Below are 25,472 nucleotides of genomic sequence, written 5' to 3' on the forward strand. Positions count from 1 at the left end.
ATCATAGCTTTTAGTTTTTTCATTTGAACTCCACCCATACCGGTTGATGATCCGAAGCTTCCGTTTCGGCATCGGTGCCGTATTTGCTAAGACGATTTACCAATCCGTCGGTGATAAAAACAAAATCAAAGCAATCCGGACCTGCAACAAAGTCCACCGGATGAATCCCGACGGTTGGTGTATGCGACATTCCGGGATGTAATACTGACCACGCATCGTGAAAGTTTGGCGTACCATCATTGAAAGGAGCAAGAATTCTCATATGTTCCAATGCTGTGGCGGGGAAATTGAGATCGCCGCACAGTATGGCTTGTGCTGGTCTGGAAAAAACTTCAAATGTTCCGCCCCGTTCTTCATTAAGCAATTGACGCTGCGACATAGCGCAAGCTTCCTGGTGCAAACTCCGGATTGCATCGATTTGAGTTTCCCGCTGACGTTGCGAATAGTACTCGAGGTGTGTGGTCAAGATGCGCAGCGGGCCGATGTCGGCTGTTACGACAGCTTCTATCAATACCCGTTGCATGCTGGGTGTTGTCAGTTCCGCTCGCCATGGCAATAAATGCCGCCAAACCTGACCAACCGGTAAACGGGTAAAAATAGCGTTGCCAAATTGACTGCGTCCACCACCGCTATCCGGTACATCGGTTGCAATGCCATACAGTACGGTGTAATCAGGCAGCAGCTTGGCCAGCCCGGTAACCTGGTTTTCACCATGACTGCCCGGTAAACCGGGGAAATTGATGGCAACTTCCTGCAGACAGATAACATCGAAATCACCAAGCTGGCGTATTATCCGAACGATACGCGTAAGATCGACACATCCATCCATTCCGCGACCCCATTGAATATTCCAGCTGAGTAATTTCATAAATAGTGTGTTGTGAAGATTGACAGTTAGTTTATTTCTGCAAGCCTGTCCGCAATTCAATGTGCGATGAGATCAGTAGTATTGAACAAGAGATACTTACACTAATCTATCTGCCGGAATCTGAGCACAGAATAAAAAATCATCCGATTCTTATGTGAGTTTTGCCACATTAATATCACATGATCCTTGATAAGATCACGACTATTTTAACCCGAAAAACATTTTTCTCAGAAACTGCATCCAAGAACGCAATCACTGCGTAATTCCTCATGACGGCAGCAAGAATCAAAGTGCCGCAGCGCTTAAGGTAGCTCTGAAAAAGGCCGCGCGCGATGGTTAGGTAAGACGAAATCGAGTTAGAAAGTGTAGCTTACGAATGATATGAGCATTTTGAACCTGATTTCAACGCAATATGGCCGAGCGTAGCAGTTTCGCAGAGCTTTCTTAATTGATTATGATCAAAAAATATTTAAAGTTTTTAATGCTAAATCCGAAATAAGAGCTGGTTGGCTTATTGCGATAGATAAAGATTGAATTGCTGACTGAATTGCAAGTATGTAATCAAAAACCACGATACGTTGCTAATTAATTGATAGAAATAGAGATGAATAAAAATCATGTTTGTTTTCAGCATCTCTCTAAGTTATTCGCATAACAATTTAGTGAATGGAGTATTACAGAATGAATCAAGAAGTGGTACTGTTTAAAGGTAAAGATAAATGACCAACAAAACAGAACATATGCTTGCGAGAGTTTCGCACAGAAGAATTGATGATATCAAGGTACTGGTTGTTGTTGATAAATATGTCTCTGGCGAAACATTGAGAAATATACTCGATGACTGGCAATACGATATTATCGGCATTTGTACTTCAAGTCAGGAAGCTATAACCAGAGTAAAAAAAGATAAGCCTGATTTAATTCTGACGGACATGGAGTTGAACGATTGCGATGGTATCTATTTAGCGCAGCAATTGAATTTACAAACCGACAATTCCAATCTTTGCATTTATTTTACAGCGTATACCAGTGACTTGATCGTGCAGCGTACAATGACGATCGCTACTGCTACGGGTTGTAATATCAATAAAGGCACTGCAAAAAAACAGCACACCAACTTCGAGTCTTGCTTTTGCCAATATCACGGCATTGAAAAATCTGATAATCAAATCAAACAGCTTTTAGTGCAGCCTATTCGAGTTTTATTAGTTGACGATCAACAAATCGTGCTTTGGGGATTGGAGAAGTTAATTGATAGTGTGAAACCTCGAATGGAAGTCGTTGGCGTAGCGACTAATATTTCTGATGCTAAACGGCTTGTTCTGGAAAGAAATCCGGATATTCTTATATTGAATATCCATTTGGATGAAACAGACTGTGTAAACCACATTCCTGATTTCGCCAGCAATGGAAATACGCGGGTGGTAATTTTTACTGAAACGCACGATAAAGAAGTGATTGATAGAGCGGTTCTTAGCGGCGCACGCGGCATAGTGCATAGAAAAGAATCTATGCAAACGGTACTTAGAGCAATTGAGAAAATTTACGATGGTGAATTATGGCTCGATCGCATTACAACCGGCCGTATTCTTTTACAAAATTCACGTATACGCAGAAAGATTTCTTCTGATACCGATACAGACAAAATTGCAATGCTGACTCGTAAAGAATGCATGATTCTTAGAGCATTTTCCGATGGAACGGGCGGAGAGCAGAATAAACAGATAGCTGCAAAATTGTGCATGAGTGAGCATACCTTGCGCAATCACCTGACTTCCATATTCAGTAAATTGGGCATAAAGAATCGTTTTAGCTTATTTGCCTATGCCAAGCAGCATTTTCAGCAACTGGAATCTTCTTGATCGCGGCACGTTTCTCGCTCACAAGTAAAGCGCTTTGCAGCAAGTAGACGTGTATTAATTCGCGTCCTCTAATTTACTCCGCTTCACGTTGCCGTTCCAAATGTTTTTCCACATCCTTTTGGCTAAATCCGATAGCGCTGGCGACGCGGTCCGCATGGCTGACTTTGGAGATGCCTGCAATCAGCCGGTGCGTCGGGCCTTGCGGTAAGAACTCGACTTGCAAATAGCGGCCGATACCATCTTTTTGCAGCAGCTCGCACAACTCGTGATTGTGCGTAACCAGCAGCGTGCTCGCACCGAGTTTATGAAATCCTTTCAGGATGTATTCGGAAATTGTCATTTTTTCTTCAAATGTAGTGCCTTCGGATAATTCGTCGAGTACCACCAGGCTGCGCGGCGTGGAGTTGAAAAAAATTTCGCGCGTACGCTGGAGTTCATGACCGAAGCGACCCATCGCGGCGCTGAGTTGGCCGGGGTCGGGTACTTGATAATAGATATGCTCTGCCGGAACCAATTGTCCTTGCGTGGCGGGAATATAGCAGCCGATTTGTCCGAGCAGCTGGATCTGCGCGATGGTTTTACAATACGCGGTTTTACCGCCGCTATTAGGGCCGGTGATAACCAGTACCCGGCCGGCAAGATCGAGGTGTATGTCGTTAGGCACATAATCCGGGATGGTTTTAATCAACAGGGGATTTCTGGCTTGATTGACAATTAGCCGGTGTTGTTTTTCATCGAGGATTTCCGGTAAAACTTTGTCTCCTGGAAGCGACTGACCATAGCGGTAAAAAGATAATAGCTCATCGAGCAATCCTAACGCTTCGACCGCTTTCGCCAATTCCAGACTTTCGCGAAATTGCTTGCGCAAGGGATAAATGATCGAATCGCGGTCGGAAACACCCATTGCCAGCAGAATAATCGGCAAAACCGGCGCGGTCAGCGCCAGAATGCCGTAGCTGATATAAGACGCGCCGAACTGTGGCATCAGCATTTCAAAGAAAAATAAAATGCCGTAACCGGCGGCCAGAAAAATCAGTATCGGCAAAATCTTAAACAGCGAAGGCTGGAAGCGCAAATACAAATCGAAACGCGCTTTCTCTTTCTTTGTTTTGAATTTGCCACCCATGGAGTAAACCGGTCCTTTCATCAACGCATAGATGCGCGATTGGCCGAAGTCCCGGATAGCATCGAGCAGCGTGTGCAAATAAGCGGACTGCGGGCGCGGCAAATTTCTGGCTTGCTCGACCAAATTCACGGCAAACTGAGTGCCGTCCTGATATTGCCGGTAGCCGTAACCGCCGAATTCCAGTTTATCGCTGCGGCTGCTCGGTTCATCAGTCGCCAAACCGCCGGAAAACTCACCATACAACAGATGTTTCAGCGATCTTTCGCCGGAAATGGTTTTTGCAATGAAATCGGATAGCGCATCGCGGAGTTCCGGGTTCGACTCGATCTCGCGCAGCGCAATCTGCTTTTGCTGCGTCACTTGCGCATTTTGCGCGGGACGGGCGAGCGAGCGGTACAGTACCAAGCGGCCGGTCTCGGTTTTGGTGTGCTCGATGACATGGAACAGCGCCTCGGTTTCTATCGCGGAAAACGTTTTCGGATCAAGCGCCTCGTGATCCGTTGCCGTGGGGCGGATATCCTCCATATTCGTGGGTCGATCGGAATCGGATAGGATGAATTTTTTGCGCCAAATATCAATCATACGGGTCGTGTCTGTTCAGGTTTTTTCATGAATCGCCAGCAAGCGGCGTTAAGCTCTAATGAACGTGTAAAATACGCATATTTGCAATGAAACACAACACAATGTCATCCGTAATCGCACTGACTACGCTCGCCGAATCATGTCACCGCTTAACAAACCGCTAAGATTAATCGGCTTTACCGCCATCGCCGCTGTAATCGCGCTTGCCGGCTGGTATTACACGCGCCCCAAACCGCTTGAAGTGGAAGTAGCCGCTATCGCCAGCGGCGATGTCGAAGCGACCATCGTCAATACCCGCGCGGGCACCGTCAAATCCTGCCAACGCTCGAATCTGGCGCCGATTGCCGGCGGTCAAATCGCCAAAATCTGGGTCAAGGAAGGCGATCATGTTCAAAAAGGACAGATTCTGCTGGAGTTATGGAATCAGGATTTGCTGGCGCAGCGCGAGTTGGCGCAACGGCAGTTGGCGATGGCACAGGAACGCCGCCGCGAAACCTGTATTCTGGCGGAAAATGCCCGGCGCGAAGCGGTACGCACGCAACAACTGGTCGAGCAGGGCTTTGTCAGCTCGCAACGCGCCGATGACGTCAATGCCAATGCGCGTTCCCGGCAAGCCAGTTGTGAAGCCGCCGCCACCGATATTAAACGTGCCGAGGCGCAAGTTCGCGTGGCGCAGGCAGGGCTGGAACGCACTGTCATCAGTGCGCCGTTTTCCGGCGTGATCGCGCATATCAGCGGCGAGCTGGGCGAATTCACCACACCGTCGCCACCCGGTATCCCGACGCCGCCGACGATCGATCTGATCGACGATCGCTGCCTATATGTTACCGCGCCGATGGACGAAGTCGATGCGCCCAAAATCCGGATCGGACAGGAAGTGCGTATCACATTGGATGCCATGCCGGACAAAATTTTTTCGGGGCGAATCCGGCGCATCGCGTCGTATGTCACCGAAATCGAGAAGCAGGCGCGCACCGTCGATATCGAAGTGGATTTTCTGCAAGCTCCGGCAGATGTGCTGCTGGTGGGTTATAGCGCCGATGTCGAAGTGATTTTGCAGCGCAAGGACGGCGTGCTGCGGATTCCGACACAAGCCATCCGGCAGAACAAAAAAGTCTGGCTGGTGGATAACCAAAGCCGCTTGATTGAGCAGTCGGTGGAAACCGGCCTGAGCAATTGGAGTTTTACTGAAGTTCGCAGCGGTCTGAAAGCCGGGGATCAGGTGCTGATCGCATTTGACAAGGACGGGATCAAAGTCGGCGCCGTCGTGCAGCCGAAAACCCAATGATCCGCTTGAACGCGATCACGCGCACATTTCACATGGGTGATCAGGCAGTGCACGCGTTGAACGACATCAATCTGACCATCACTTCGGGTGAATATGTTTCCATCATGGGGCCTTCCGGTTCCGGGAAGTCCACGCTGCTGAACATCATCGGTTTGCTGGACCGGCCCGATAGCGGGTGCTATGAGCTTGACGGGCGGCTGGTCACCGATTTGCCGGAAATCGAACAGGCGCGTATCCGCCGGGAAAAAATCGGCTTTGTTTTTCAGTCCTTTCATTTGGTGCCTCGGCTGACGGCGGCGGAAAATATCGAGTTGCCGCTCATTCTCGGCGGTGTGCCGCAGGAACAGCGGCAAATCCGCGTCGACGAGGCATTGCAGGCATTCGAGCTGAAACAGCGCGCGCAGCACCGGCCTGCCGAGCTTTCCGGCGGACAGCGCCAGCGCGTGGCGATTGCGCGCGCAACCATCATGCGCCCCAGCGTCATTCTGGCGGATGAACCGACCGGTAATCTGGATCACCAGATCGGCGCCGAAGTCATGGCGTTGCTGGAAAACCTGCATCACAGTGGAACCACTTTGATCATCGTCACGCATGACCGCGAATTGGGTGCGCGCGCGCACCGGCAGATCGCAATGCGCGATGGAAAAATACTGACGGATCAATCCGATGACACTCGCTGATACCTTACAGACTTCGTTTAAAACGGTATTGAGTTACCGTATCCGCTCCCTGCTGATTGTGCTGGCGATGGCATTGGGTGTGGCTTCGGTCGTGGTGTTGACGGCGCTCGGCGACGGCGCGAGAAATTATGTCATCAATCAGTTTTCTTCCATCGGTACCAACTTGCTGGTCGTTTTGCCGGGGCGCGCGGAAACGTCGGGTTCGTTTCTCGGCGCGGTGCTGGGCCAGACGCCGCGGGACTTGACGCTGAAAGATGCGCAACTGCTCGGCCGGTTGCCGCAAGTGCGGCGCTATGCACCGCTCAATGTCGGCGCCGCGGAATTATCCGCCGCCAATCGTCTGCGCGAAGTCACGGTGCTGGGCAGCAACGCCGACTTGATCCCAGTGCGGCACATGCAATTGGCGCAGGGTGGTTTTCTGGCGCATGGTACCGAACGCAACGCGCAAATCGTGCTGGGCGCGAAAATCGCCCGCGAATTCTTCCCGCGCAGCCAGGCCATCGGTCAGCGCGTGCGCCTCGGCGACAGCCGCTTCATCGTATCCGGTGTGTTGGCCTCGCAAGGCGAATCGATGGGGTTCAATACCGATGAAATCGTCATCATCCCGATCGATTACGCGCAGCAGATGTTCAATACCACATCGCTGTTCCGCATTCTGATCGAGGCAAAAAGCCACCATGACATTGAACCTGCTAAGCAGGCAGTATTGGCAACGCTGAAACAGAGCCACGACGGTGAAGAAGACGTTACCGTGATCACGCAGGATGCCATTCTGGCAACCTTCGACCGGATTCTGCACACCATGACGCTGGCGGTCGCCGGGATTGCCGCGGTTAGCCTGATCGTCGCCGGTATTCTGGTGATGAACGTGATGCTGGTGGCGGTCAATCAACGCACGGCGGAAATCGGCCTGCTGAAAGCCATCGGTGCGACTTCCGGCGACATCCGCCGGTTATTTTTCGCCGAAGCGGTGTGGTTGTCGCTTGCCGGTGCGATTTCCGGATCACTGCTGGGTCAATTGGGTAGTCTGATGCTGCGCTTGGCGTACCCGCAACTTCCCGCCTGGGCACCCGTTTGGGCTTCAATTGCCGGTGTTGTGGTTGCGCTGGTGACCGGCATCGCCGCCTGTCTTTGGCCTGCAAATCAGGCGGCGCGGCTCGATGCCGTGAAAGCGCTGAGTAAGAAATGATATCGATGGATATTTTTCGCAATCTGATCTTTGCAAAACCAAGCTACAATGTGTTGGTTCAATGACCCGCAACGCCGACATCTGATGCAACAAATTCACCACTCGATGGTGAAGATTCACCGGATATAGAGGTTTGTAGTATTGAGTCACCCTTCATCTCCTTTAAACAGAACAAAATGTGTCTGTTTATTGGAGATGAATTGATTTGTAACACAATCAATGCGGACCGGGCGGAGGAGGTGATACGGATCCGATTGCCATGTAGGTAATTTCGGCAATCCTGGCCTTGTCTTTTCCTTTCCAAGTGATCGTAAGGCGCTGACTATCGGCAGATGAGTTTATCTGGAATTCATCTTCGATCAAAATGAGCGTCGTTGGTCCTATCGTATTATCTTGTATGGTGCGGGATACGCTTATTTCGCGCAATCCTACGGTATGGCATGGAGTCTGATCGAAGTAGCTGCGTCTCAAATCTACCGGCGCTCTCGGTGCAATGGTTACTTCTTTCTGTAAATCTCCGGGTGCCAAGTCGCTGCTGCCAACGACGATGCTGTTCGAGCCAAAATCGATCACAACTCGGCCTTCTTGATGTCCTTTTGTCACTAATACGCCTGATACGATCTTTAGATCCATTCTTTCCTCCATGTGACAGATTCAGCATCCTCCAGATGTTATCGAATATTCCATTCATCTGTGAGGAAGGCATTTATTAATTAAGCTTAAAAACGCCAGTATAGTTTCTTTATGAAATCCACTTATAAATTCGATTTATATTAAAAAATATCCTTCTCCTTTTTCATTACGTGCCAAACTGAATGTCGCGGAAAATATGCTATTGCACGATCAAAAAATCCAGTTTTGTTTAAAGATTCAGAAGCAATCCTGGCAATTTGCTTCAACAAATTGCCTTTATAATATGTAAGAATTTCTAGCGTTGTTTACAGTATTCAGGAGAATACTGTAGATGAACATACACAAACGCACTCGTTTAACATTATTGGATCGTCAGGAAATCTGGCGGCTGTATCAAACCCGGCTGTGGAAGGTAGTTCAGCTGGCAGAATACTTTCACGTCAGCCGGCCAACGATTTATGACGTACTGAAACGAGCCAGACTCCAGGAATTTACTCCGCGTAGCAGTACCAATCAGCGCTTCAAGACACTGCAGTATGGCCTCAAACGTTTGGCTAAAGTAGAGCAAACCATCCAGGAACGTCTCAAGCGCGAAGCGAAGCGCTATAACAAATCTTATCCGGGCGAGCTCGTTCACCTCGATACCAAGCGGCTTCCATTATTGAAAGGACAGTCTGCCAATAAACCTCGCGAGTACCTGTTTGTGGCCATCGATGATTTCTCCAGGGAATTGTATGCCGATATCTTCCCCGATAAAACTCAATACAGCGCCGCTTGCTTTCTCATCGCTACTGTTGCCCAATGTCCTTATCAAATCGATTGCACTTATTCCGATAACGGCACGGAATTTAAAGGAACTGACGATCATGCTTTTGTCAAAGTTTGCAGGCAACACGGTATCGGTCAGAAGTTTACTCGTGTCAATCGTCCTCAAACCAACGGGAAAGCTGAGCGGGTCATCCGTACTCTGATGGACATGTGGCACAGTAAGATTCACTTTAAAGACAGCGCCGATCGACGCATTCAGCTTCTCCGTTTCATTAACTTCTACAATACCGTTAAGCCTCATAAGAGTTTGAATAATGCTACCCCTTATGAAATACTCAACGCTTATTTCAATCAACCTCTCTGTAAACAACCCTGAGATTTCTTACATAGAAATCTCCTCGATAGGGTTGAACACTCGCCGGATCAGTGGCAGCAGCGCCGCCGTCAACCTGTATGTAATTTCCGCTGGCCTGTGGAGAACAAGGGGTACGGCTGGGTTCTCTGGAGAACGTCCATCCCGACAGCGCTAAAGCGTAGTAACCGTAGGCGTATGGATTTCCACCGACAACTTCGGAAGCTGGTCTCAAGAAGTCGAAATAGCAATCTTCTTGCAACATGCAACGATGACCATCTCCAACTCCAGAGAGTTTGACGGCAGCCGCGATCAGTGTCCCTGCTTGTTCATCATCGTCCATGCGGAAAAAGCTTGGGCAAAGCTGCACCAAACGGCTGCTTGAAGCGCCGCCAGGCAGTGACTCCACCGGCAGATTGACTTCGTTTCCTCGGACATTGTCGCAGACATCCGCGGAAGCAGGCAGGCATGTAACCGTTAGATCGCCAAGAATTTGTTCCCCTGCCGCGAGATTATCCCGGATCGCCGTCATTTGCGGCCGGTCGGGACAGTGGAAATGCCGGTAGCTCGCATATAAATTTTCGCCTGTTCCGGGCCAGCGCGTTAAGGCATTGCGAACGAGCTGATTGGCCAGAGTGCGCGCATGGCTGATTGCGCCGTCCGGGTTACTCACGCCTGTCGTCGCTTGATCGCAACCAGCGCTGCGAGAAATTTCCTTCCGGCTGGAAGTCTTGTAATGCTGGCTGAGTGTGCTCGCCAGTTGTGCCGTTCCTTCACCGGAAAGCTCAAACGACGACCACATCCCTTTATCCAGATCGAAAATTGCATGCCCTTGGCTGATTTGCGTTCCGCCCGCTCCCTCGCTTGTGGTCGAGCCGGTATGCCGCAATTTGAAACGCGCTAATTTGTCTCTGACTTCTTCCAATTCAAAGACGGTTTGTCCGCCTGCCGCCATACCCGTACTGTTGAGGAATACGGTATCCGTGAAAGTATCGCCGATCTTTACCGGTTTATCGGGAAAACGCGGCATCCAGAAGATATTATTGCGATTGGCTGGCCCGGCTGCCTGAATGAGCGGTTGATAGCGCGGCAGTCCGCCGGAAAAAGAATATTCCGTTACTTCGCCTGTGGCCGAGATATTCGCTTCGAACTGAACGCCATTGTAATAATCAATCCGGCGTCCTTTATTACTGAGTTCAATAATTCGAGCGCTCAGTGTGGGCAAGGCTGCGCCGTGTGTTTGGGAGACGCGGAACTCTATCGTGCGGCGGAATTCGGAAATAAGCTTGCTGCCGCTTTCCTGGCGGCTGTGATCCGTTTCATAAAAAGTTACACCCGGCGCGAAATTGTAGAAGAATCTGAATCCCTCATCGGCTGCCAGGGAGTGAGTGCAGAACACCATGATCACGACGGCTTGCCATGTTGGGATTAGTTTGATGCTTTTAGCGTTCATTCCGATTGTGTCGCATTATTATTTCTCCTTACACCCCTGCCGGTATCCGCCAAAACTGATAAGCGGCAGGGGGTAAATTTATCAATCCATCAGGGTCGAGCAGAGTGTCTGCCCGGTATTCGCACCTGATGTGACACGCACAGACCAGATGTAAACGCCTGATTTCCAGGTTTGACCCGCCAGAGGAGCAATGCGCAAAATATAAACCCCGGTGACGGAACCGCCGCTGCTAACAGACGTGATATGAGAGATCGACCCGCCAGGGCCAACAATTGCGGAACCAACGGCAAAATTTCCTGCGTTGAGTCCGGTTACCGCTACTCCATTGCTATCGGTTACACTAACGACGATGTAGGATTCAAGCGCATTACTGGGAGCTGCTATCGTATCTTCAGCTATCGCATTCACAATTAATCGAGTCATGATATTAGTCCTATAGTTTGCGCCTACTCTATTTACGCTTTTTCGGCATCCAGCGTTGAGACAAAGACCGCATAATTAATTCGATGTAGTTCACACTATGAGTAAAGAGTAAAAATGGCGCTAAGCTGCTTTATAGTAACTGTCAAACCTTGCTTAGTATGAGAAATATCGATTCTTGAAGCAACTATAAGCGAGTAATGAACACAATCGATACTTTCCACTTCGCTCTCCGTTCGCTGACGGCGCACCGTTTGCGCACTTTTTTATCGGCTTCCGGCATCGCCGTCGGTATCGCCGCTGTCGTGTTGCTGACCGCGATCGGCGATGGCATTCAACGTTTCGTGCTGGCTGAATTCACACAATTCGGCACCAATATCGTGACCATTACGCCGGGCAAGATCAATACGCACGGCGGCTCATTGGGTGCGATCGGCAGCGCGCGGCTGCTGACGATTGAGGATGCCATCGCGCTGAAACAAAGCCGCTATGCGCGTTACACCAATGCCAGCGTGATCGGCAATGCGGAAATCCGCGCGCAAGGCCGCAGCCGCCGCGTCACGGCGTACGGGCAGGGCCCCGATTTTGCCCGGGCCTTCAATATGCAGGTCGAAACCGGACAGTTTCTGCCTGATGACGATCCGCGCAATCCGCGCGCGTACGCTGTGCTCGGCGCCAAAGTGCGCAACGAACTGTTCGGCGATGCCAATCCGCTCGGTGCATTGCTGCAAGTCGGCGCGACGCGATTCCGCATCATCGGCGTGATGGCACCGAAGGGCAACGTGCTCGGTTTTGATTTTGACGATACGGTTTTTGTACCCACGGCGCGGGCTTTGGAAGTATTCAACCGCCAGGGTGTCATGGAAATCAATTTTTCCTATCATCCCGATGCGCCGGTACAAGCCGTGGTCGACGACATCAACCGCATCCTGATCGCGCGGCACGGGCGCGAGGATTTCACCGTCAAGCCGCAGCAGCAAATGCTCAGCACCTTATCCACCGTGCTGACGGTGTTGAAGTTCGCGGTTGCGGCGCTGGGCGGCATTTCGCTGCTGGTCGGCGCGGTTGGCATGATCACGCTGATGCATATCGCCGTTTCCGAACGGGTATCGGAGATCGGTTTGCTCACCGCTTTGGGCGCCACGCGCGGGCGTATCCGATTGTTGTTCTTGCTGGAGTCGACCGCGCTGTCGACCATCGGCGGCTTGGCGGGCCTGCTCATCGGCGCGGGTATCGCCGGATTGCTCAAGTTGCTGATCAGCGGATTGCCGGTGAATATTCCGTGGAATTTCGTACTTGCCGCGGTGTGTTTGTCGATGTTGATCGGCTTGATTGCCGGTGTGGTTCCGGCGATGCGCGCGGCCAAATTGAATCCGGTGGATGCTTTGCGCACGGACTAATTCTTTTGTATGAATGGAGCTGTGTCACGGCAAAACACAACGCCATTCGTTTTTTCCGCTTGATATATAATCGGACGCACTCCATTCACAGAAGGGTGCGGTGTGCCGGAATGCAAACGAAGCCTGAGAAGCGCAGTCACGCTCTGTAGTCTCGCCGTACTGACCCATTTCGGCATTGCGTCATGCCATGCGGTTAACTTCACCTACAAAAACGGCCCCAGAATCAAAAGCGATAACGGTAATTTCGAGATCGGCCTGAACGGGCGCGGCCATTTCGACGTGCATTCGCTGTACCCTGATCAGCCGAATGCAAATTACCCCGCATTCGGCAGCCAGCTCTTAAGCGGCGATGATCGCGACGGTTTCAACTGGCGCAGAACGTACGCCACCATCACAGGAAAAATTTATGGTGTTAATTTCAAATTTGAGAATGACTTCGCCGTCAACGAAACCACACCTTTTCCGCATAGCCTTCGCGAAGCCTGGGTAGCCGCCAAATTAGGACCGGGACAATTGACCATCGGACAGTTCAAGGCATACCGGGGTTTGGAGGAGATCACCAGCTCCAATGAGATTACCATGATGGAACGACCGTCCACGTCATCCACCGGGATATACAGCGGACGGCAATTTCTAACCGGCATCGGCTATCGAGCGATGGTCAGGGATAATCTGGGTTTTGGCGTTTACGTGATGAGCTTGGCGCATTTCGGTTTGCCGCTGGAGGGCATCAATTATGGCGGGCGCGCTATCTGGCTGCCGATCGACAAATCAAGTCATATTCTGCATCTCGGACTATCCGCCAGCCGGGACACCGCCAATCGGGATTCGTTGCCAGCGAAGATTGCCGATGTGTACGGCGGACGTCTCGGTATCAGTCAATCGCTGGGAACTGCCGGCGCTAGTCCCGGAGCCCCCGGCCACAACAGTCAGTCGACTTTCTCCGCAGAGGCCGCGTACGCCATCGGTCCGCTCAGACTGCAAGGCGAGTATGCGTTCTCCCTGCTCGATAACACGCACCAAGTGAACGGCGGAAACAGAGATTCAGCCATTCAGGCTTTCTATGTACAAGCAAGCTGGTTTGTGACCGGCGAAACCGCAGTCTACAGAAAAGACCGCGGTGCTTTCGGCAAACCGCAGCCGGCCGGCAAATGGGGTGCGCTGGAATTGGCCGGGCGCTACGATCTGGCGGAAAATTTCTCGCAAAGCCTCAGCGCCGATCCATGCAAAACCGGTACGTCGAAATGCCAGGTTCAAATCATTACCTTGGGTGTAAACTGGTATCCCAATGCGAACATGCGCTTTATGCTGAACTATTACCTGACCGATGCGGCGATCGGTAACGCCGGTTCCGGCATGCCGACACGCACCGATCATCTTTCGACGCTTTCTTTCCGCACGCAAATCAATTTTTGATGGATGAAGTAAGATAGAATGAAACGCCTGATTTTCCAGATACACTTCTAAAAAGGAGATTATCCATGCGCATTTTGCTCGTTTTATTGACCACTTTTTTGCTCGATCCCGTTTTTGCCGCTTGCAACAGCGAATTGCTCAATCAGAATTTCCGCAAACTGGCCGGAACCGATACGGTGAATTTATGCGAAGCCTATTCCGGCAAGGTTCTGCTCGTCGTCAACACCGCCAGCAAATGCGGTTATACGCCGCAGTACGAAAGCCTGGAGCAACTATACGAAAAATACGAATCCAAGGGACTGGTGGTATTGGGCTTTCCGTCCAACGACTTCATGGGACAGGAACCGGGAAGCGAAGAGCAAATTCAGGATTTCTGCCGCCTCACTTACGACGTCAAATTCCCGATGTTCGAGAAAACGACGGTGAAGAAAGGCGATGCACACCCGTTTTATGTGCGGCTGGCGGAACTGTCGGGCACCTATCCGACGTGGAATTTTCAGAAATACCTGATCGGGCGCGACGGCAAGCTGATTACGCATTTCACGCCACACACCAAGCCTTCCGATCCGGCGGTGGTGTCGGCAATCGAACAGGCTTTGCAGCAGTAGCGCGATGAACCGGGAACCTGATTTTTCAGGTAATCCAGGCGAACAGAAGCCGGGAATCAGCATTGCCTCAATTCTGGGGTTGTCGGTGTTTTTGGGATTGATCACCGGTGCCGGGGCTGGTGTTTCGCTAATCCTGCCGGTCACGCTGATTTCCGCGCTCATTCTCTATTTCAATCGGGACAAAATCGCCGCTTCGGGAGCGCCGGAAAAGGTCGCGCGGAAAAGCGCCAAAGCGGTGCAAGGCACCTATGTGTGGCCGGAGTTCGGTCAATTTGCTTGCACCATCTCAACGCAACCGTATCAGCAGGCGATTGAGCAACTGGCGCAGGAAAACGGCATCGATTTTGAAAACACTGCAACCGCTCAATCGCGCATCTTGAAAGCTCACCTGATGCCGGACGACAGCAACCCCTACGACAGCGATATGGTTCGCGTCAACATTAACAACCGCACAGTCGGCTATTTCGACCACCAACCCGCGCGCGGTTTTCTTGATCAGCTTGAAGAAAAGGGACTGTCCGGACAAGTCACGATATGCAATGCGATGATTACAAAGAGCGTTGACGCGGATGGTAAAAGAATCAGATATGGCGTCAAGTTGGATATCGAGATGCCATCAGATGCCTAGGCAAAAAATCCACTGCCTAGGCTTTTTAAGATGCCGCTAGTGAATTTTGAACTTAAACATTCGATTTTTTGCGGCGTGCGGCAAAACCCAACAACCCAAGACCTGCCAGCAGCATAGCGTATATTTCGGGTTCGGGAACGGCTGTTATTTGAAACGCTAATTCCGTGCTGTGAGCACTCCAACCACTGCCATCACCCAGACGAAAAGCGCTGCCGCCTACGGGATTCGAATTTTCCCATAGCCAATCATCAGTGAAACCGCTGGTGTCGTTGACAACCGATAACCAGTACGTCGTTCCGGCGACCAGCGTGGTTGACGGTATGGCGGCTGAATAATTGTAGATGTCGATACTCCAGGTCGCGTCATCGATACCGCTGTCTATGCGATTAACGGCATTGCCGACACTGAAAGAAAAAATTGGATTAGTGTCCGGAACGCCGCCCAAATCACCAAAAATTCTGATCAGGAAGTTATCCGTGGCTGTCGGTGAATTGGTCGGATAATACGAACCGCTCCAGTTTACACCTGTGACGGTATTGCTTCCGACTCCTAGAACAAAATTATCCGCCATCTGTTGATTTACGCCATCAAAATCACTCCACCAACCCCTGCTTCCATCTGGCCCACCGTTATCATAAATGACCGCGGCAGCAGCGGCCGGCGCTACCCAGCTGAGAGAGGATAACGCCACAACCAGCACCGCTGCCGATTGGAATTTTTTACTCGCTGTTAAGGTTAGAGCATGTATTTTTCTCATTATATTTCTCCTAAACGCTAAATCGGGAATGTCATTATAGGTCAAGATAACTATGGTGCAATAAGTAATTTCCTTATTTTTTTCAAACGGATGAATATCGATGACGAACGCTGTATTTGACTTGGCTTGCGAATGCAAATCCGGCAACTGGGTTAGCGTTTGCTATGATTCTTACCCTGAAAGCTTCTTCACTCATGCGATGACAGGTGAGCAAAGAAGCTTTTTAGCCGGTGCGACTGAATGCGTCGTGAATTAATTCACGCGAATGCCAATATAGGTGGCGTTATTGGCTTCGCTGCGTTCGCTATAGGCATTGTTGTAATCGATGATGGCGCCGATCCAGTAGGTTTGTCCGCTGACCAGGTCGGATGGGATGACCAGGAAGGTATTGAATGTAGTGTCGGGAAAGCCGCGGTATAAGGTGACGGCGCCTTCGCCCAGGAACCGGTCGGCCACGCTGATGGTGTCATTGCTTGACAGGTAATAGCCCACCTTGGCGGACAGCGGACTGGTTTTGCCGAGATTCTCATAAGTCAGCTCGAGCTTGACGGTTTGCCCTTTGTTAACGCGATACACCGGTTCACTGGTACCAGCTACCTTTGTCAGTTCAATATTCGATGTATTGAGAATGCGGGTGCGGCCATGCGTGCTGTATTCGCCGCTGCTGCCGGTATGTTTCCAATGCACCACGCCGAGGTCTTCCGGGCCGCCGGTCCATAAGCCGTACACGGCTACCAATCCATTGTTGGCATCCTCGCCGCTGTAAGCGGTGGCGGTTGCGCCGTTGGCGTGGATATGCGTCCAATCGGATCCCATGATGTTATAGGTATTGGCGGTATGCGCCAATCCGGCGGCATGGCCGAATTCGTGCATGGCAGTCGTTTGGAATGGCCGGTTCGCACCGCCGTATGGCCAGAGACTGGTTTTGCTGGTGGTGTAGTGATAAGCCACGCTGTTATTAAATATGACATCCGCTTCTTTCAACGTGCAATCGCCCTTGAACCATACATAAGTGACTGCCGGATAAGTGCCGATATTCGCGCCGTTATTGGCTTCCCACCAGACTTCGTTTTCATTGTTGTTGGCGGCAACGCCGGGTTCATTCCAAACGACGCCGAAGCTCAAGTTGCTGGGATTGCCGTTCCAGTGCGAAACCACGGAGGATAAAGCATCCCGCCACGGGCCAACAGGAAAGCCGACGGATGATGCGCGGACGGTGTAATTGTTGCCGCTCCATTTAGTTGAGTTGCCGCCGCATTTGATCGTGGTGTAAGCGTAAGCTTGTTGCGTCATGGTTGCCAGGAACAGCGCGGCAAGTAATTGGTTAAATCGCGATGCGTTCATTGTAAGTCTCCTAATCGTTGGTTCATGCTGTGAATGCAATGTTCAGATTCGTGCGGAATTGCGTTTTAATGCTTGCGGATTGTCATTTCTTCCGGGCGTATCGCTTCCGGATCCAGCTTGTTGATAACCGGTGCTACAACCGGCGCGGCCAGCGGTTTTGCTTTGCCGACAGAAAATGGCTCATGAATGGGGACACTTTTGGCTGCTCTGAGCGTGCTGAGCGCTTGCGGGGTATAGTGTTGGTTGATGCTATCGCCGAGGAATTTACGGAATTGCGCCGGTGTCAGCCTCTTAGCGTCGGCTGGCGGAGTCCATTCCGCTGTGTTCTCGGTTTCAAACGTAAACTCGTGGACGCCGATGCGGTGGGTCACGCTTTTCTTTTCTTCATTAAATTTGCCTTGATCGAGCTGGCCGTTGCTCAACAGCCAGATTTCTTGCCAAGCATCGGAATGCACCGCATCCTTGCTGATGCGGAAACGGCCAAAATTACCGCCGACCACCGGAGAGATTTCCACGCCGTTGCCGCGCACAAATACGATGTCCTGATCGCCCGCTTGAAATAACGGTACGCCTGGAATAATCAGGGTATTGCCGGCATCGTCAGGCCCGCCGCGGAAACGCAGCGTGATCGATTTATCTTCGCTGGAGCGGCCTTTGAAGTTCCGGGTGATCTCGTAAGTGACATAGGTATGCGGCATGGCGACATCGTCCGCCTTCAGAATATCCGAGGTGCGGTACTCGACGTTGACCACTTTGCCTTCAAAAATCAGGTCGGCTTTGTGCACCAGCTCGGAAGTGTTGGTGCCGTCCGCGTGCGATGCATGCGTAGGCGTGATAACCATCGTCAGGACTAAGCTCAGAATCGTTGCTGCCAATGTTTTTACTTTCATCATAGATCTCCTCAAACAGGGTGGGTTACTGCGTTACTGGGTCGGTTATGCAAAAAAACCGGAAAAATCGAAACAGGTGGCAAACGATATGATTTTTTGCCCGTTTAGTCTGTGATAAAAACCACAGTTCCACGTTACTCAGTGAACTCATCACGGGTTAGGATGGTGGTTCAACAGGTGGTGAAACGGGTACGCGCTGTGCTTGCTGCGGTTTTTATTCAGCATCAACCGCATGAAAAATCAACCCGGTTTTAACCGTTGATGAAAGCGCGTATGCTTGGGGTGAGAGCATAGAGAAAGGAGATAACGCATGCATACCTTCGGCAAATTCGTACTCGGTATGATGGGACAATTGCGGCCAAAACCGGCTGTGGGAGATGCTGCAACGGCGATAGCGCTGCCGCCGCCCGAGAAACACGGCGGCATTCCCTTGATGGATGCACTGGCCAAGCGCCATTCGTCACGCGAATTCGCGTCCGATCCTTTGTCGTTACCGTTGCTATCCAATCTATTGTGGGCGGCGTACGGCATCAACCGGGAAGATGGCGGCCGCACTGCGCCTTCCGCGCTCAACGCGCAGGAAATCGATATTTATGTGGCGCTGCCGTCCGGCGCTTACCGCTACGATGCGACAGCGAATGTGCTAGCACTGGTTGCAGCCAGCGATGTGCGGCGCATCACCGGGTATCAGGATTTCGTCGACGAAGCTCCGCTCGATCTGGTATATGTCGCCGATTACACACGCCTGAACCGAGTGCCGTTCAGCCAGCGCGAATCGTACGCCTCGGTAGCCGCAGGCGCCATCGCGCAAAATGTGTACTTGTTCGCAGCGAGTAACAACCTGGTAACCGTGCTGCGCGCCTGGATCGACCGTGCGGCAATTGCCGAAGCGCTGGGATTGACGCATGATCAGCAGGTGCTGCTGTCGCAGACGGTGGGGTTTTAAGTACTAGAGTTAGCAATAATTCTGAATCGAAAGTCGCGTAGTAACTATAGACAGATTAAATTTATTAACAAAGCATGGACATTACGCAGAAAACTATTTGGCAGCAAGCTGCAGGCGATACTGATCGTAACTATTCCAATATTTGCCGCGGATGGGATGTTATTCTGAATGGACCAGGCTCTGGTGGGCCGTGGCCTGGTGTTAGCAATGGATTATCGTCGCGCAAGATTACTGATTTGCGGCGCTTCGCAGTAGATATGAAAGACGGTGACCTTGTAGTTTTACGCCTTGGAACGGCTAATGTCATTGGGGTTGGGCAAATAGCCGGTGACTATGAATGGCACGATGAATTTGGTGATATAGATGGTTGGGAGCTTCAACATGTTCGACGTGTTCGCTGGCTGTGGATGAATCTCAGTAATCCCAAAATATTTGACACTTATGCTCTGAAACAAGGGGACACAACCCAAAAGCTAAGTGAAGGTTCAGTAACAGATTGGCTTAAGACACTTCCTGTTTCCAATAGTGATTTATCGCGCCATCTTGTTGAGTTGCCAGTCCAGAAAAGAAACGATATTACTGTTACTGAAATATCAGAATTCCTATTTGATCATGGAGTTGCAAGCGTTGCGATTACTAATCTCCTGAGCGAGATTGGCGAGCTAACCCGTATTGCAAAGTGGTATCAACGCTCATCAAGTAGACCATCCGAACATGAGACGGTGGCATATCTGATTGTGCCTCTACTTCGTGCTCTGGGGTGGACACCTCAGCGAATGGCTGTAGAATGGAATTATGTTGATGTTGCATTGTTTGAGCAACTTCCACGAAGTAATGAAACTCTTCGCATAGTAGTTGAAGCTAAAAAAATGGATAACTCGTGCTTAACTGCAATATCTCAGGCGGAATCATATGCTGATGGTAAAGCATCGTGCCACCGCTTGATCGTTACTGATGGTCTTCGATACGGCATTTATACTCGCAGTAAAATGACTGAGCGATTTAAACTTTATGCATATCTAAATCTGACTCGATTGAGAAGTGATTATCCAATTTATGAGTGCAAAGGCGCGGAAGAAGCTCTGCTTGCAATGACACCAGAGTGGAAACCCAATGGAATTTGATTTTTTATTCGAATTAGCTTTGAAGGAAAATCTACAAAACACTGAAACTACCGGGTGAATACTGGTGCTTAATCTTGATGAGTCCTATCGCCACACTTCCAAGCCGGATGTCAGATTGTCGGCCAAGGAAATCGAGATCATCCGTGCGACAGTGCATCGTTTGCTCGGAGATGGCCTGCGTATTCGCATTTTCGGCTCCAGAGCGCGGTTGGACGAGAAGGGCGGGGATATCGATATCTTGATCGAGACGGATCAAAAATTGAATGATCGTATTGCCAGCGCATGCCGGTTAACCAGCCAATTACAAATGCAGCTTGGCGATCAGAAAATCGATGTCATCATCATTGACCCAGAGACACGGGAACAACCAATCCATCAAATCGCGCGCCAAACCGGTGTAATGTTGTGACAGTGGATACGATTAAAGCGGAATTGAACAGTTCGGTTGAATGTGACCAATGTTGCATCGAATGATACGCATCTGGTGTAATGCGCTTTGCTTATTACACCCTACAGCAATAGCCGAAGCCATCTAATGGAGCGATCTTTATGAAAATCCACGAATACCAAGCCAAGGAAATTTTACGCAAGTACGGTGTGGCGACACCGCAAGGCATCGCGTGTTTTAGCGTCGACGAGGCGTTGAGTGCCGCCAAGCAGTTGGGCGGCGAGGTCTGGGCGGTGAAGGCGCAGATTTATGCCGGTGGGCGCGGTAAGGGCGGCGGCGTGAAGGTGGCGCGGTCGCTGGACGAGGTGCGGCAGCGTGCGGGTGAGATACTGGGCATGCGGCTGGTGACGCATCAAACCGGGCCGGAGGGGCGGATCGTGCACCGCTTGTTCATCGAGCAGGGGGTGAAGATCGACAAGGAATTCTACGCCGGCATGGTGGTCGACCGGCGTCAGCAGCGTGTGTGTTTGATGGCGAGTTCCGAAGGCGGCATGGATATCGAGAAAGTCGCCGCCGAGACGCCGGAAAAAATTCATAAAGTGTTTATCGATCCGGTTGCGGGCTTGACACCGCAACAAGCGCAAGACATCGCGCAACAAATCGGCATTCCCGCGTCGTGCGTGCCGCAAGCGGTCAGTTTGCTGCAAGGATTGTACCGGGCATTCGATGAAACCGATGCATCGCTGCTGGAAATCAATCCGTTGGGGTTGGTGAACGGCAATCAGGTGATGGCGCTCGACGCTAAAATGAATTTCGACGACAACGCGTTGTACCGCCATGCCGACATTGTGGCGCTACGCGATCTGGACGAGGAAGATCCGGTCGAGATCGAGGCCGCAAAACACGAGCTGTCGTACATCCCGCTCGACGGTAATATCGGTTGTTTGGTGAACGGCGCCGGGCTGGCGATGGCGACGATGGACATCATCAAGCTGTACGGCGGCAATCCGGCGAATTTTCTCGATGTCGGCGGCGGCGCGACAGCGGAAAAAGTCACCGAAGCGTTCAAGTTGATGCTGTGCAATCCCAAATTGCAGGCGATTCTGGTGAATATTTTCGGCGGCATCATGAAATGCGATGTGATCGCGCAAGGCGTAGTCGCCGCGGCGCGTGAGGTGCAATTGACCGTGCCGCTGGTGGTGCGGCTGGAAGGCACCAATGTCGATCTCGGTAAGCAGATTCTCGCCGATTCCGGTCTGCCAATCATTTCGGCGGCGGATATGGCCGATGCCGCGCAGAAGGCGGTCAACGCGGCCGGTGCGGCCAAAGCCAGCGCCGCCAGTGTTACTTGCAAATGTCAGTCTTAACGGGAGTCATATCATGTCCATTCTGATCAATCGCAACAGCCGCGTCATGACGCAAGGTATTACCGGCAAGACGGGTCAATTTCATACTCGCATGTGCCGCGATTACGCCAACGGCAAAGCCTGCTTCGTGGCCGGCGTGAATCCGCGCAAACCCGGCGAGGATTTCGAGGGTATTCCGGTGTATGCCACCGTCCAGGAAGCCAAGCAGCAAACCGGCGCGAATGTGTCGGTGATTTATGTGCCGCCGCCGTTTGCCGCCGCGGCGATCGACGAAGCGGTGGAAGCCGAGCTGGATTTGGTGATTTGCATCACCGAAGGTATTCCGGTGCGCGATATGATTCGCACGCGCTATAACATGCAGGGCAAGAAAACCAAGCTGATCGGCCCGAATTGCCCCGGCATCATCACGCCGGATGAGATCAAGATCGGTATCATGCCCGGTTATATCCATAAAAAAGGCCGCATCGGCGTGGTGTCGCGCTCCGGCACGCTGACCTATGAAGCGGTGGCGCAGTTGATGGCACTCGGGCTCGGACAATCGACCTGTATCGGCATCGGCGGCGATCCGGTCAATGGCTTGAAACATCTCGATGTCATGCAGCTGTTCAACGACGACGACGAAACCGACGCGGTGCTGATGGTCGGAGAGATCGGCGGCAGCGATGAGGAAGATTGCGCGCGTTGGATTAAGGACAACATGCACAAACCGGTGGTTGGTTTTATCGCTGGTGTTACCGCGCCGCCCGGCAAACGCATGGGACATGCCGGCGCGATCATTTCCGGCGGTAAGGGCACGGCGCAGGAGAAACTCGACGTGATGGAGTCGTGCGGCATCAAAGTCACGCGCAACCCGGCGGAGATGGGCAAGTTGTTGAAATCGGTTTTGTAATTACGTAATTTTTTGTCAAAGGGTTTTTTCATGCATTTTCGTTTATCGTTTCTCGTCATTTTTTTCACCGTCATCGTCTCCGCGTGCAGCACAGTGCCCGATAAGCAGCATCCGCTATCCGACAAGCAACTCCCGCTGCCCGGTAAAAAGCCGGAACGGCCCGCGGGCCCGTTGCCGCAAAGCGCCAAACCGAAGTACAACCTGACCGGTTATCCGGAAAATACGAAGCAGGGTTATATCGATGGCTGTGAAACCGCGAAAAGAAGCGATTGGGCTTTCAAGGACCTTAACCGCTATGAGCAGGATGGGCAGTATCGCATGGGGTGGGACGATGGTTTTGCTTTGTGTACCGGGAAGAAATAAACCGGTTAAGGCGAAGCGAATTGTCAGGCTATGCTGTTTTCTCCGTTCATCCTTCGACAAGCTCAGGACGAACGGAGAAAACGTTATGTTAGATAAACGCTGATTAATTAGGCGAACGAGATGAAACACGAGGCGCACGGAACACAGCAACCGAGATATATCGATAAGATAGGCGAGGATGCGAGTACCGCACAACGAAGTGATTCTCTCATGTAGTCAATTAATCGGCGTTTCCTTAGTTATTTCTTGGGAGAACTTAGTGTTTTGGGTTTATCTATTGCGTTGCTCCGATGGTAGTTACTACACTGGGCATACTGATGATTTGGAACGGCGGATGGCGCAATATCAGGCTGGCGAGTGTAAAGGCTATATTGCCGCTCGCATGCCGGTTGAACTTGTTTGGTCGCAGGAAACTGCGACACGGGAAGAAGCATTATCTGCAGAACAGCAAATCAAAGGATGGAGCCGCAAAAAAAAGGAAGCGTTGATTCGAGGAGATTGGGCGGAGATTAGCCGCTTGGCAAAAAGTAAATCCGTTCGTCCTGAGCTTGTCGAAGGGTGAACGGGTTTACTTAATTTGAAATCAAGCTTTGATTATCACCATGCCTCGTCTTTATTTCTGCTTTAGTCTGTTGCTTCTGCAAAGCATCCTGCCGGTTACCGCTTTTTCGCATGGATTACCGCCAGCTGTTAAGCAAAAGCTGCAGCAGCTAGCGATACCGGAATCGGCAATCGGTGTATATGTCCAGGAAATCGGCCGGAATCAGCCGATTGTCACGGTCAATGCGGATGCGGCGATGAATCCGGCGTCGGTGATGAAATTGCTGACTACGTACGCCGGGCTGGAGTTGCTGGGACCGGCATATACCTGGCCGACCATGTTGTATGCCAACGGCCAGCTGGTTGACGGTGTATTGCATGGCGATCTGATCATCAAAGGGTACGGCGATCCCAAACTGGATTTGGAAAATTTCTGGTTGCTGATTCATCACTTGCGGCAAACCGGACTGCACGAAATCAAAGGCAACCTGATTCTCGATCATTCGCATTACGACATTCCCGTCGACGATCCAGGCGAATTCGACGGGCAGCCGTACCGCACCTACAATGTGCTGCCGGAGGCGTTGCTGGTCAATTACCGTACCTCGACCATTCATTTGTTTCCTGAGCCGGAGAAGAATGCCGTGCGTGTGGTGATTGATCCGTTGCCGGAATCCGTGCGGGTGCAGAATAATCTGAAGCTTACTCAAGGCAAATGCGGCGATTGGCAGAATCAGCTGATGATCGAGGTTGTCCCCGGTACTGAAGATAAAAATAATTTTACCGTGGCATTGAACGGCAGTTTTTCCCGGCGGTGCGAAAAACAGTCGTATATGCTGAGTCTGCAAGACAGCGCCGTATATACCCGCGATTTGTTCAAACGCTTGTGGGCGCAGCAAGGCGGCTTATTTCATGGCGACGTGGTGCTCGGTAAGACGCCGCAACAGTTATCGCCGCTGAAGATTTATCAGTCCCCTCCGCTCGCCGATATCATCCGCGGCATCAATAAGTTCAGTAACAATATCGCCGCGCGCCAGCTGTATCTGACACTGGGCACGGGCGATGTGGTGATCAATAATGCTCCGGCGACGCTGGCCAAATCCGAAACGGCGATCCGTCAATGGCTGGCGTCCAAGCAGCTGAATTTTTCCGAATTGGTGGTGGAAAACGGTTCCGGATTGTCGCGCAAGGAACAGATCAGCGCCCGGCATTTGGGGCAATTGCTGCTGACCGCATTTAACAGTCCGGTGATGCCGGAATTTATTTCTTCGTTGCCGATTGCCGCGGTCGATGGAACTTTGAAAAATCGTTTTACCGATACGCCGGTAAAAGGATTGGCGCACATGAAGACCGGTGCGCTCAACAATGTCCGTGCGTTGGCGGGTTATCTGCTGGATAAATCGGGGCGGCGCGTCATCATTGTTTTTTTCGTCAATCATGAGCAGGCCGGGCAATCCCGCGCCGCGATGGATACGCTGGTGCAGTGGATTTATAACCGTCCGTAGCATTACCCTGCAACGATCAGGCCTATTGATCAGGTTTTCTTTTCGGCGTAAAGTTTCTGCTCAAGGTAGATGATCTATTTTGAAAT

The 25,472-nt window shown here is 51.3% G+C and carries 25 protein-coding genes; 17 read left to right on the plus strand and 8 right to left on the minus strand.

Translation table 11 applies throughout. The features are described from left to right. Positions 1–19: 19 nt before the first annotated feature. Positions 20–868, minus strand: coding sequence for an endonuclease/exonuclease/phosphatase family protein (locus HRU77_00325; protein QOJ19275.1), 849 nt, complete (start codon positions 866–868; stop codon positions 20–22). Between the two features lie 719 nt (positions 869–1,587). Between HRU77_00325 and HRU77_00330 the strand changes: the two genes are divergently transcribed. Continuing rightward, positions 1,588–2,730, plus strand: a complete 1,143-nt coding sequence (locus HRU77_00330) for a response regulator (GenBank protein QOJ19276.1) — start codon at positions 1,588–1,590, stop codon at positions 2,728–2,730. 73 nt (positions 2,731–2,803) lie between these two features. Here HRU77_00330 and HRU77_00335 read toward each other — a convergent pair whose 3' ends face one another. After that, a complete protein-coding gene (locus HRU77_00335) occupies positions 2,804–4,438 on the minus strand; it encodes a DNA mismatch repair protein MutS (GenBank protein QOJ19277.1) in 1,635 nt (544 codons plus the stop codon). Positions 4,439–4,577: 139 nt separating this feature from the next. Between HRU77_00335 and HRU77_00340 the strand changes: the two genes are divergently transcribed. From HRU77_00340 to HRU77_00350, 3 genes are read left to right on the plus strand one after another with little or no spacing between them, the layout of a single operon-like run. Beyond that, the gene (locus HRU77_00340; protein ID QOJ19278.1) at positions 4,578–5,726 is read left to right on the plus strand and encodes an efflux RND transporter periplasmic adaptor subunit; all 1,149 of its coding nucleotides are present in this window, start codon (positions 4,578–4,580) and stop codon (positions 5,724–5,726) included. Beyond that, complete coding sequence (locus HRU77_00345; protein QOJ19279.1) at positions 5,723–6,406, plus strand: ABC transporter ATP-binding protein; 684 nt, start codon at positions 5,723–5,725, stop codon at positions 6,404–6,406. The genes HRU77_00340 and HRU77_00345 overlap by 4 nt, the downstream gene beginning before the upstream one ends. Then, positions 6,393–7,595 (plus strand): ABC transporter permease, encoded by a 1,203-nt coding sequence (locus HRU77_00350; GenBank protein QOJ19280.1) that lies wholly within the window; start codon positions 6,393–6,395, stop codon positions 7,593–7,595. The genes HRU77_00345 and HRU77_00350 overlap by 14 nt, the downstream gene beginning before the upstream one ends. A 216-nt stretch (positions 7,596–7,811) precedes the next feature. On the opposite strand, the gene HRU77_00355 is transcribed toward HRU77_00350, so the two are convergent. Continuing rightward, positions 7,812–8,198, minus strand: a complete 387-nt coding sequence (locus HRU77_00355) for a hypothetical protein (protein QOJ19281.1) — start codon at positions 8,196–8,198, stop codon at positions 7,812–7,814. Positions 8,199–8,559: 361 nt separating this feature from the next. On the opposite strand from HRU77_00355, the gene HRU77_00360 reads away from it, so the two are divergent. After that, entirely contained in the window at positions 8,560–9,372 is an 813-nt protein-coding gene (locus HRU77_00360; protein QOJ19282.1) for a transposase family protein, read from the plus strand. Here HRU77_00360 and HRU77_00365 read toward each other — a convergent pair. Continuing rightward, positions 9,344–10,801 carry a hypothetical protein gene (locus HRU77_00365; GenBank protein QOJ19283.1) on the minus strand — a complete coding sequence of 486 codons (1,458 nt, stop codon included), beginning with the start codon at positions 10,799–10,801 and terminating at the stop codon, positions 9,344–9,346. The genes HRU77_00360 and HRU77_00365 overlap by 29 nt on opposite strands. Before the next feature lie 81 nt (positions 10,802–10,882). Beyond that, positions 10,883–11,224 (minus strand): hypothetical protein, encoded by a 342-nt coding sequence (locus tag HRU77_00370; protein ID QOJ19284.1) that lies wholly within the window; start codon positions 11,222–11,224, stop codon positions 10,883–10,885. A 197-nt stretch (positions 11,225–11,421) separates the two neighbouring features. Here HRU77_00370 and HRU77_00375 point away from each other — a divergent pair, with 197 nt between their 5' ends. The 4 genes from HRU77_00375 to HRU77_00390 all read left to right on the plus strand — a co-directional run bounded on the left by HRU77_00375 (position 11,422) and on the right by HRU77_00390 (position 15,273). Next, positions 11,422–12,621, plus strand: a complete 1,200-nt coding sequence (locus HRU77_00375; protein ID QOJ19285.1) for an ABC transporter permease — start codon at positions 11,422–11,424, stop codon at positions 12,619–12,621. Between the two features lie 123 nt (positions 12,622–12,744). Further along, positions 12,745–14,037, plus strand: a complete 1,293-nt coding sequence (locus HRU77_00380; protein QOJ22008.1) for a porin — start codon at positions 12,745–12,747, stop codon at positions 14,035–14,037. Positions 14,038–14,102: 65 nt separating this feature from the next. Continuing rightward, positions 14,103–14,645 (plus strand): glutathione peroxidase, encoded by a 543-nt coding sequence (locus HRU77_00385; protein ID QOJ19286.1) that lies wholly within the window; start codon positions 14,103–14,105, stop codon positions 14,643–14,645. Positions 14,646–14,649: 4 nt separating this feature from the next. Continuing rightward, the gene (locus HRU77_00390) at positions 14,650–15,273 is read left to right on the plus strand and encodes a hypothetical protein (protein QOJ19287.1); all 624 of its coding nucleotides are present in this window, start codon (positions 14,650–14,652) and stop codon (positions 15,271–15,273) included. A 52-nt stretch (positions 15,274–15,325) separates the two neighbouring features. Here the strand turns inward: HRU77_00390 and HRU77_00395 are convergent, their stop codons facing one another. From HRU77_00395 to HRU77_00405, 3 genes are all read right to left on the minus strand, one after another. Next, positions 15,326–15,844, minus strand: a complete 519-nt coding sequence (locus tag HRU77_00395; protein QOJ22009.1) for a PEP-CTERM sorting domain-containing protein — start codon at positions 15,842–15,844, stop codon at positions 15,326–15,328. A gap of 438 nt (positions 15,845–16,282) precedes the next feature. Next, entirely contained in the window at positions 16,283–17,374 is a 1,092-nt protein-coding gene (locus HRU77_00400; GenBank protein ID QOJ19288.1) for a hypothetical protein, read from the minus strand. A gap of 65 nt (positions 17,375–17,439) precedes the next feature. Further along, on the minus strand, positions 17,440–18,267 hold the full coding sequence (locus tag HRU77_00405) for a hypothetical protein (protein ID QOJ19289.1): 828 nt from the start codon (positions 18,265–18,267) through the stop codon (positions 17,440–17,442). A gap of 307 nt (positions 18,268–18,574) precedes the next feature. Here HRU77_00405 and HRU77_00410 point away from each other — a divergent pair, with 307 nt between their 5' ends. From HRU77_00410 to dacB, 8 genes are all read left to right on the plus strand, one after another. Then, entirely contained in the window at positions 18,575–19,210 is a 636-nt protein-coding gene (locus HRU77_00410) for a SagB/ThcOx family dehydrogenase (GenBank protein QOJ19290.1), read from the plus strand. Positions 19,211–19,284: 74 nt separating this feature from the next. Beyond that, complete coding sequence (locus HRU77_00415) at positions 19,285–20,334, plus strand: hypothetical protein (GenBank protein QOJ19291.1); 1,050 nt, start codon at positions 19,285–19,287, stop codon at positions 20,332–20,334. Positions 20,335–20,398: 64 nt separating this feature from the next. Then, positions 20,399–20,743 carry a nucleotidyltransferase domain-containing protein gene (locus HRU77_00420; GenBank protein QOJ19292.1) on the plus strand — a complete coding sequence of 115 codons (345 nt, stop codon included), beginning with the start codon at positions 20,399–20,401 and terminating at the stop codon, positions 20,741–20,743. A gap of 140 nt (positions 20,744–20,883) precedes the next feature. Then, positions 20,884–22,089, plus strand: coding sequence for an ADP-forming succinate--CoA ligase subunit beta (gene sucC, locus HRU77_00425; protein QOJ19293.1), 1,206 nt, complete (start codon positions 20,884–20,886; stop codon positions 22,087–22,089). A gap of 13 nt (positions 22,090–22,102) precedes the next feature. Continuing rightward, positions 22,103–22,978 carry a succinate--CoA ligase subunit alpha gene (sucD, locus tag HRU77_00430; GenBank protein QOJ19294.1) on the plus strand — a complete coding sequence of 292 codons (876 nt, stop codon included), beginning with the start codon at positions 22,103–22,105 and terminating at the stop codon, positions 22,976–22,978. Between the two features lie 30 nt (positions 22,979–23,008). After that, positions 23,009–23,341, plus strand: a complete 333-nt coding sequence (locus HRU77_00435) for a hypothetical protein (protein ID QOJ19295.1) — start codon at positions 23,009–23,011, stop codon at positions 23,339–23,341. A 178-nt stretch (positions 23,342–23,519) separates the two neighbouring features. After that, a complete protein-coding gene (locus HRU77_00440) occupies positions 23,520–23,903 on the plus strand; it encodes a GIY-YIG nuclease family protein (GenBank protein QOJ19296.1) in 384 nt (127 codons plus the stop codon). A 40-nt stretch (positions 23,904–23,943) separates the two neighbouring features. Next, entirely contained in the window at positions 23,944–25,386 is a 1,443-nt protein-coding gene (gene dacB, locus HRU77_00445; GenBank protein QOJ19297.1) for a D-alanyl-D-alanine carboxypeptidase/D-alanyl-D-alanine-endopeptidase, read from the plus strand. Positions 25,387–25,472 lie beyond the last annotated feature (86 nt).

The sequence above is a fragment of the Gammaproteobacteria bacterium genome (genome assembly GCA_015709615.1).
GTDB lineage: Bacteria > Pseudomonadota > Gammaproteobacteria > Burkholderiales > Nitrosomonadaceae > Nitrosomonas.

Bases quoted from the DNA above. Each gene is read 5' to 3' on its own strand.
- HRU77_00340 (QOJ19278.1), top strand. From the start codon at position 4,578: ATGTCACCGCTTAACAAACCGCTAAGATTAATCGGCTTTACCGCCATC.
- HRU77_00435 (QOJ19295.1), top strand. From the start codon at position 23,009: ATGCATTTTCGTTTATCGTTTCTCGTCATTTTTTTCACCGTCATCGTC.
- HRU77_00375 (QOJ19285.1), top strand. From the start codon at position 11,422: ATGAACACAATCGATACTTTCCACTTCGCTCTCCGTTCGCTGACGGCG.
- HRU77_00365 (QOJ19283.1), bottom strand. From the start codon at position 10,801: ATGAACGCTAAAAGCATCAAACTAATCCCAACATGGCAAGCCGTCGTG.
- HRU77_00395 (QOJ22009.1), bottom strand. From the start codon at position 15,844: ATGGCGGATAATTTTGTTCTAGGAGTCGGAAGCAATACCGTCACAGGT.
- HRU77_00385 (QOJ19286.1), top strand. From the start codon at position 14,103: ATGCGCATTTTGCTCGTTTTATTGACCACTTTTTTGCTCGATCCCGTT.
- HRU77_00335 (QOJ19277.1), bottom strand. From the start codon at position 4,438: ATGATTGATATTTGGCGCAAAAAATTCATCCTATCCGATTCCGATCGA.
- HRU77_00370 (QOJ19284.1), bottom strand. From the start codon at position 11,224: ATGACTCGATTAATTGTGAATGCGATAGCTGAAGATACGATAGCAGCT.
- HRU77_00345 (QOJ19279.1), top strand. From the start codon at position 5,723: ATGATCCGCTTGAACGCGATCACGCGCACATTTCACATGGGTGATCAG.
- HRU77_00350 (QOJ19280.1), top strand. From the start codon at position 6,393: ATGACACTCGCTGATACCTTACAGACTTCGTTTAAAACGGTATTGAGT.
- HRU77_00400 (QOJ19288.1), bottom strand. From the start codon at position 17,374: ATGAACGCATCGCGATTTAACCAATTACTTGCCGCGCTGTTCCTGGCA.
- sucD (QOJ19294.1), top strand. From the start codon at position 22,103: ATGTCCATTCTGATCAATCGCAACAGCCGCGTCATGACGCAAGGTATT.
- HRU77_00360 (QOJ19282.1), top strand. From the start codon at position 8,560: ATGAACATACACAAACGCACTCGTTTAACATTATTGGATCGTCAGGAA.
- HRU77_00415 (QOJ19291.1), top strand. From the start codon at position 19,285: ATGGACATTACGCAGAAAACTATTTGGCAGCAAGCTGCAGGCGATACT.
- HRU77_00330 (QOJ19276.1), top strand. From the start codon at position 1,588: ATGACCAACAAAACAGAACATATGCTTGCGAGAGTTTCGCACAGAAGA.
- HRU77_00325 (QOJ19275.1), bottom strand. From the start codon at position 868: ATGAAATTACTCAGCTGGAATATTCAATGGGGTCGCGGAATGGATGGA.
- HRU77_00390 (QOJ19287.1), top strand. From the start codon at position 14,650: ATGAACCGGGAACCTGATTTTTCAGGTAATCCAGGCGAACAGAAGCCG.
- dacB (QOJ19297.1), top strand. From the start codon at position 23,944: ATGCCTCGTCTTTATTTCTGCTTTAGTCTGTTGCTTCTGCAAAGCATC.
- HRU77_00440 (QOJ19296.1), top strand. From the start codon at position 23,520: ATGCGAGTACCGCACAACGAAGTGATTCTCTCATGTAGTCAATTAATC.
- HRU77_00410 (QOJ19290.1), top strand. From the start codon at position 18,575: ATGCATACCTTCGGCAAATTCGTACTCGGTATGATGGGACAATTGCGG.
- HRU77_00405 (QOJ19289.1), bottom strand. From the start codon at position 18,267: ATGATGAAAGTAAAAACATTGGCAGCAACGATTCTGAGCTTAGTCCTG.
- sucC (QOJ19293.1), top strand. From the start codon at position 20,884: ATGAAAATCCACGAATACCAAGCCAAGGAAATTTTACGCAAGTACGGT.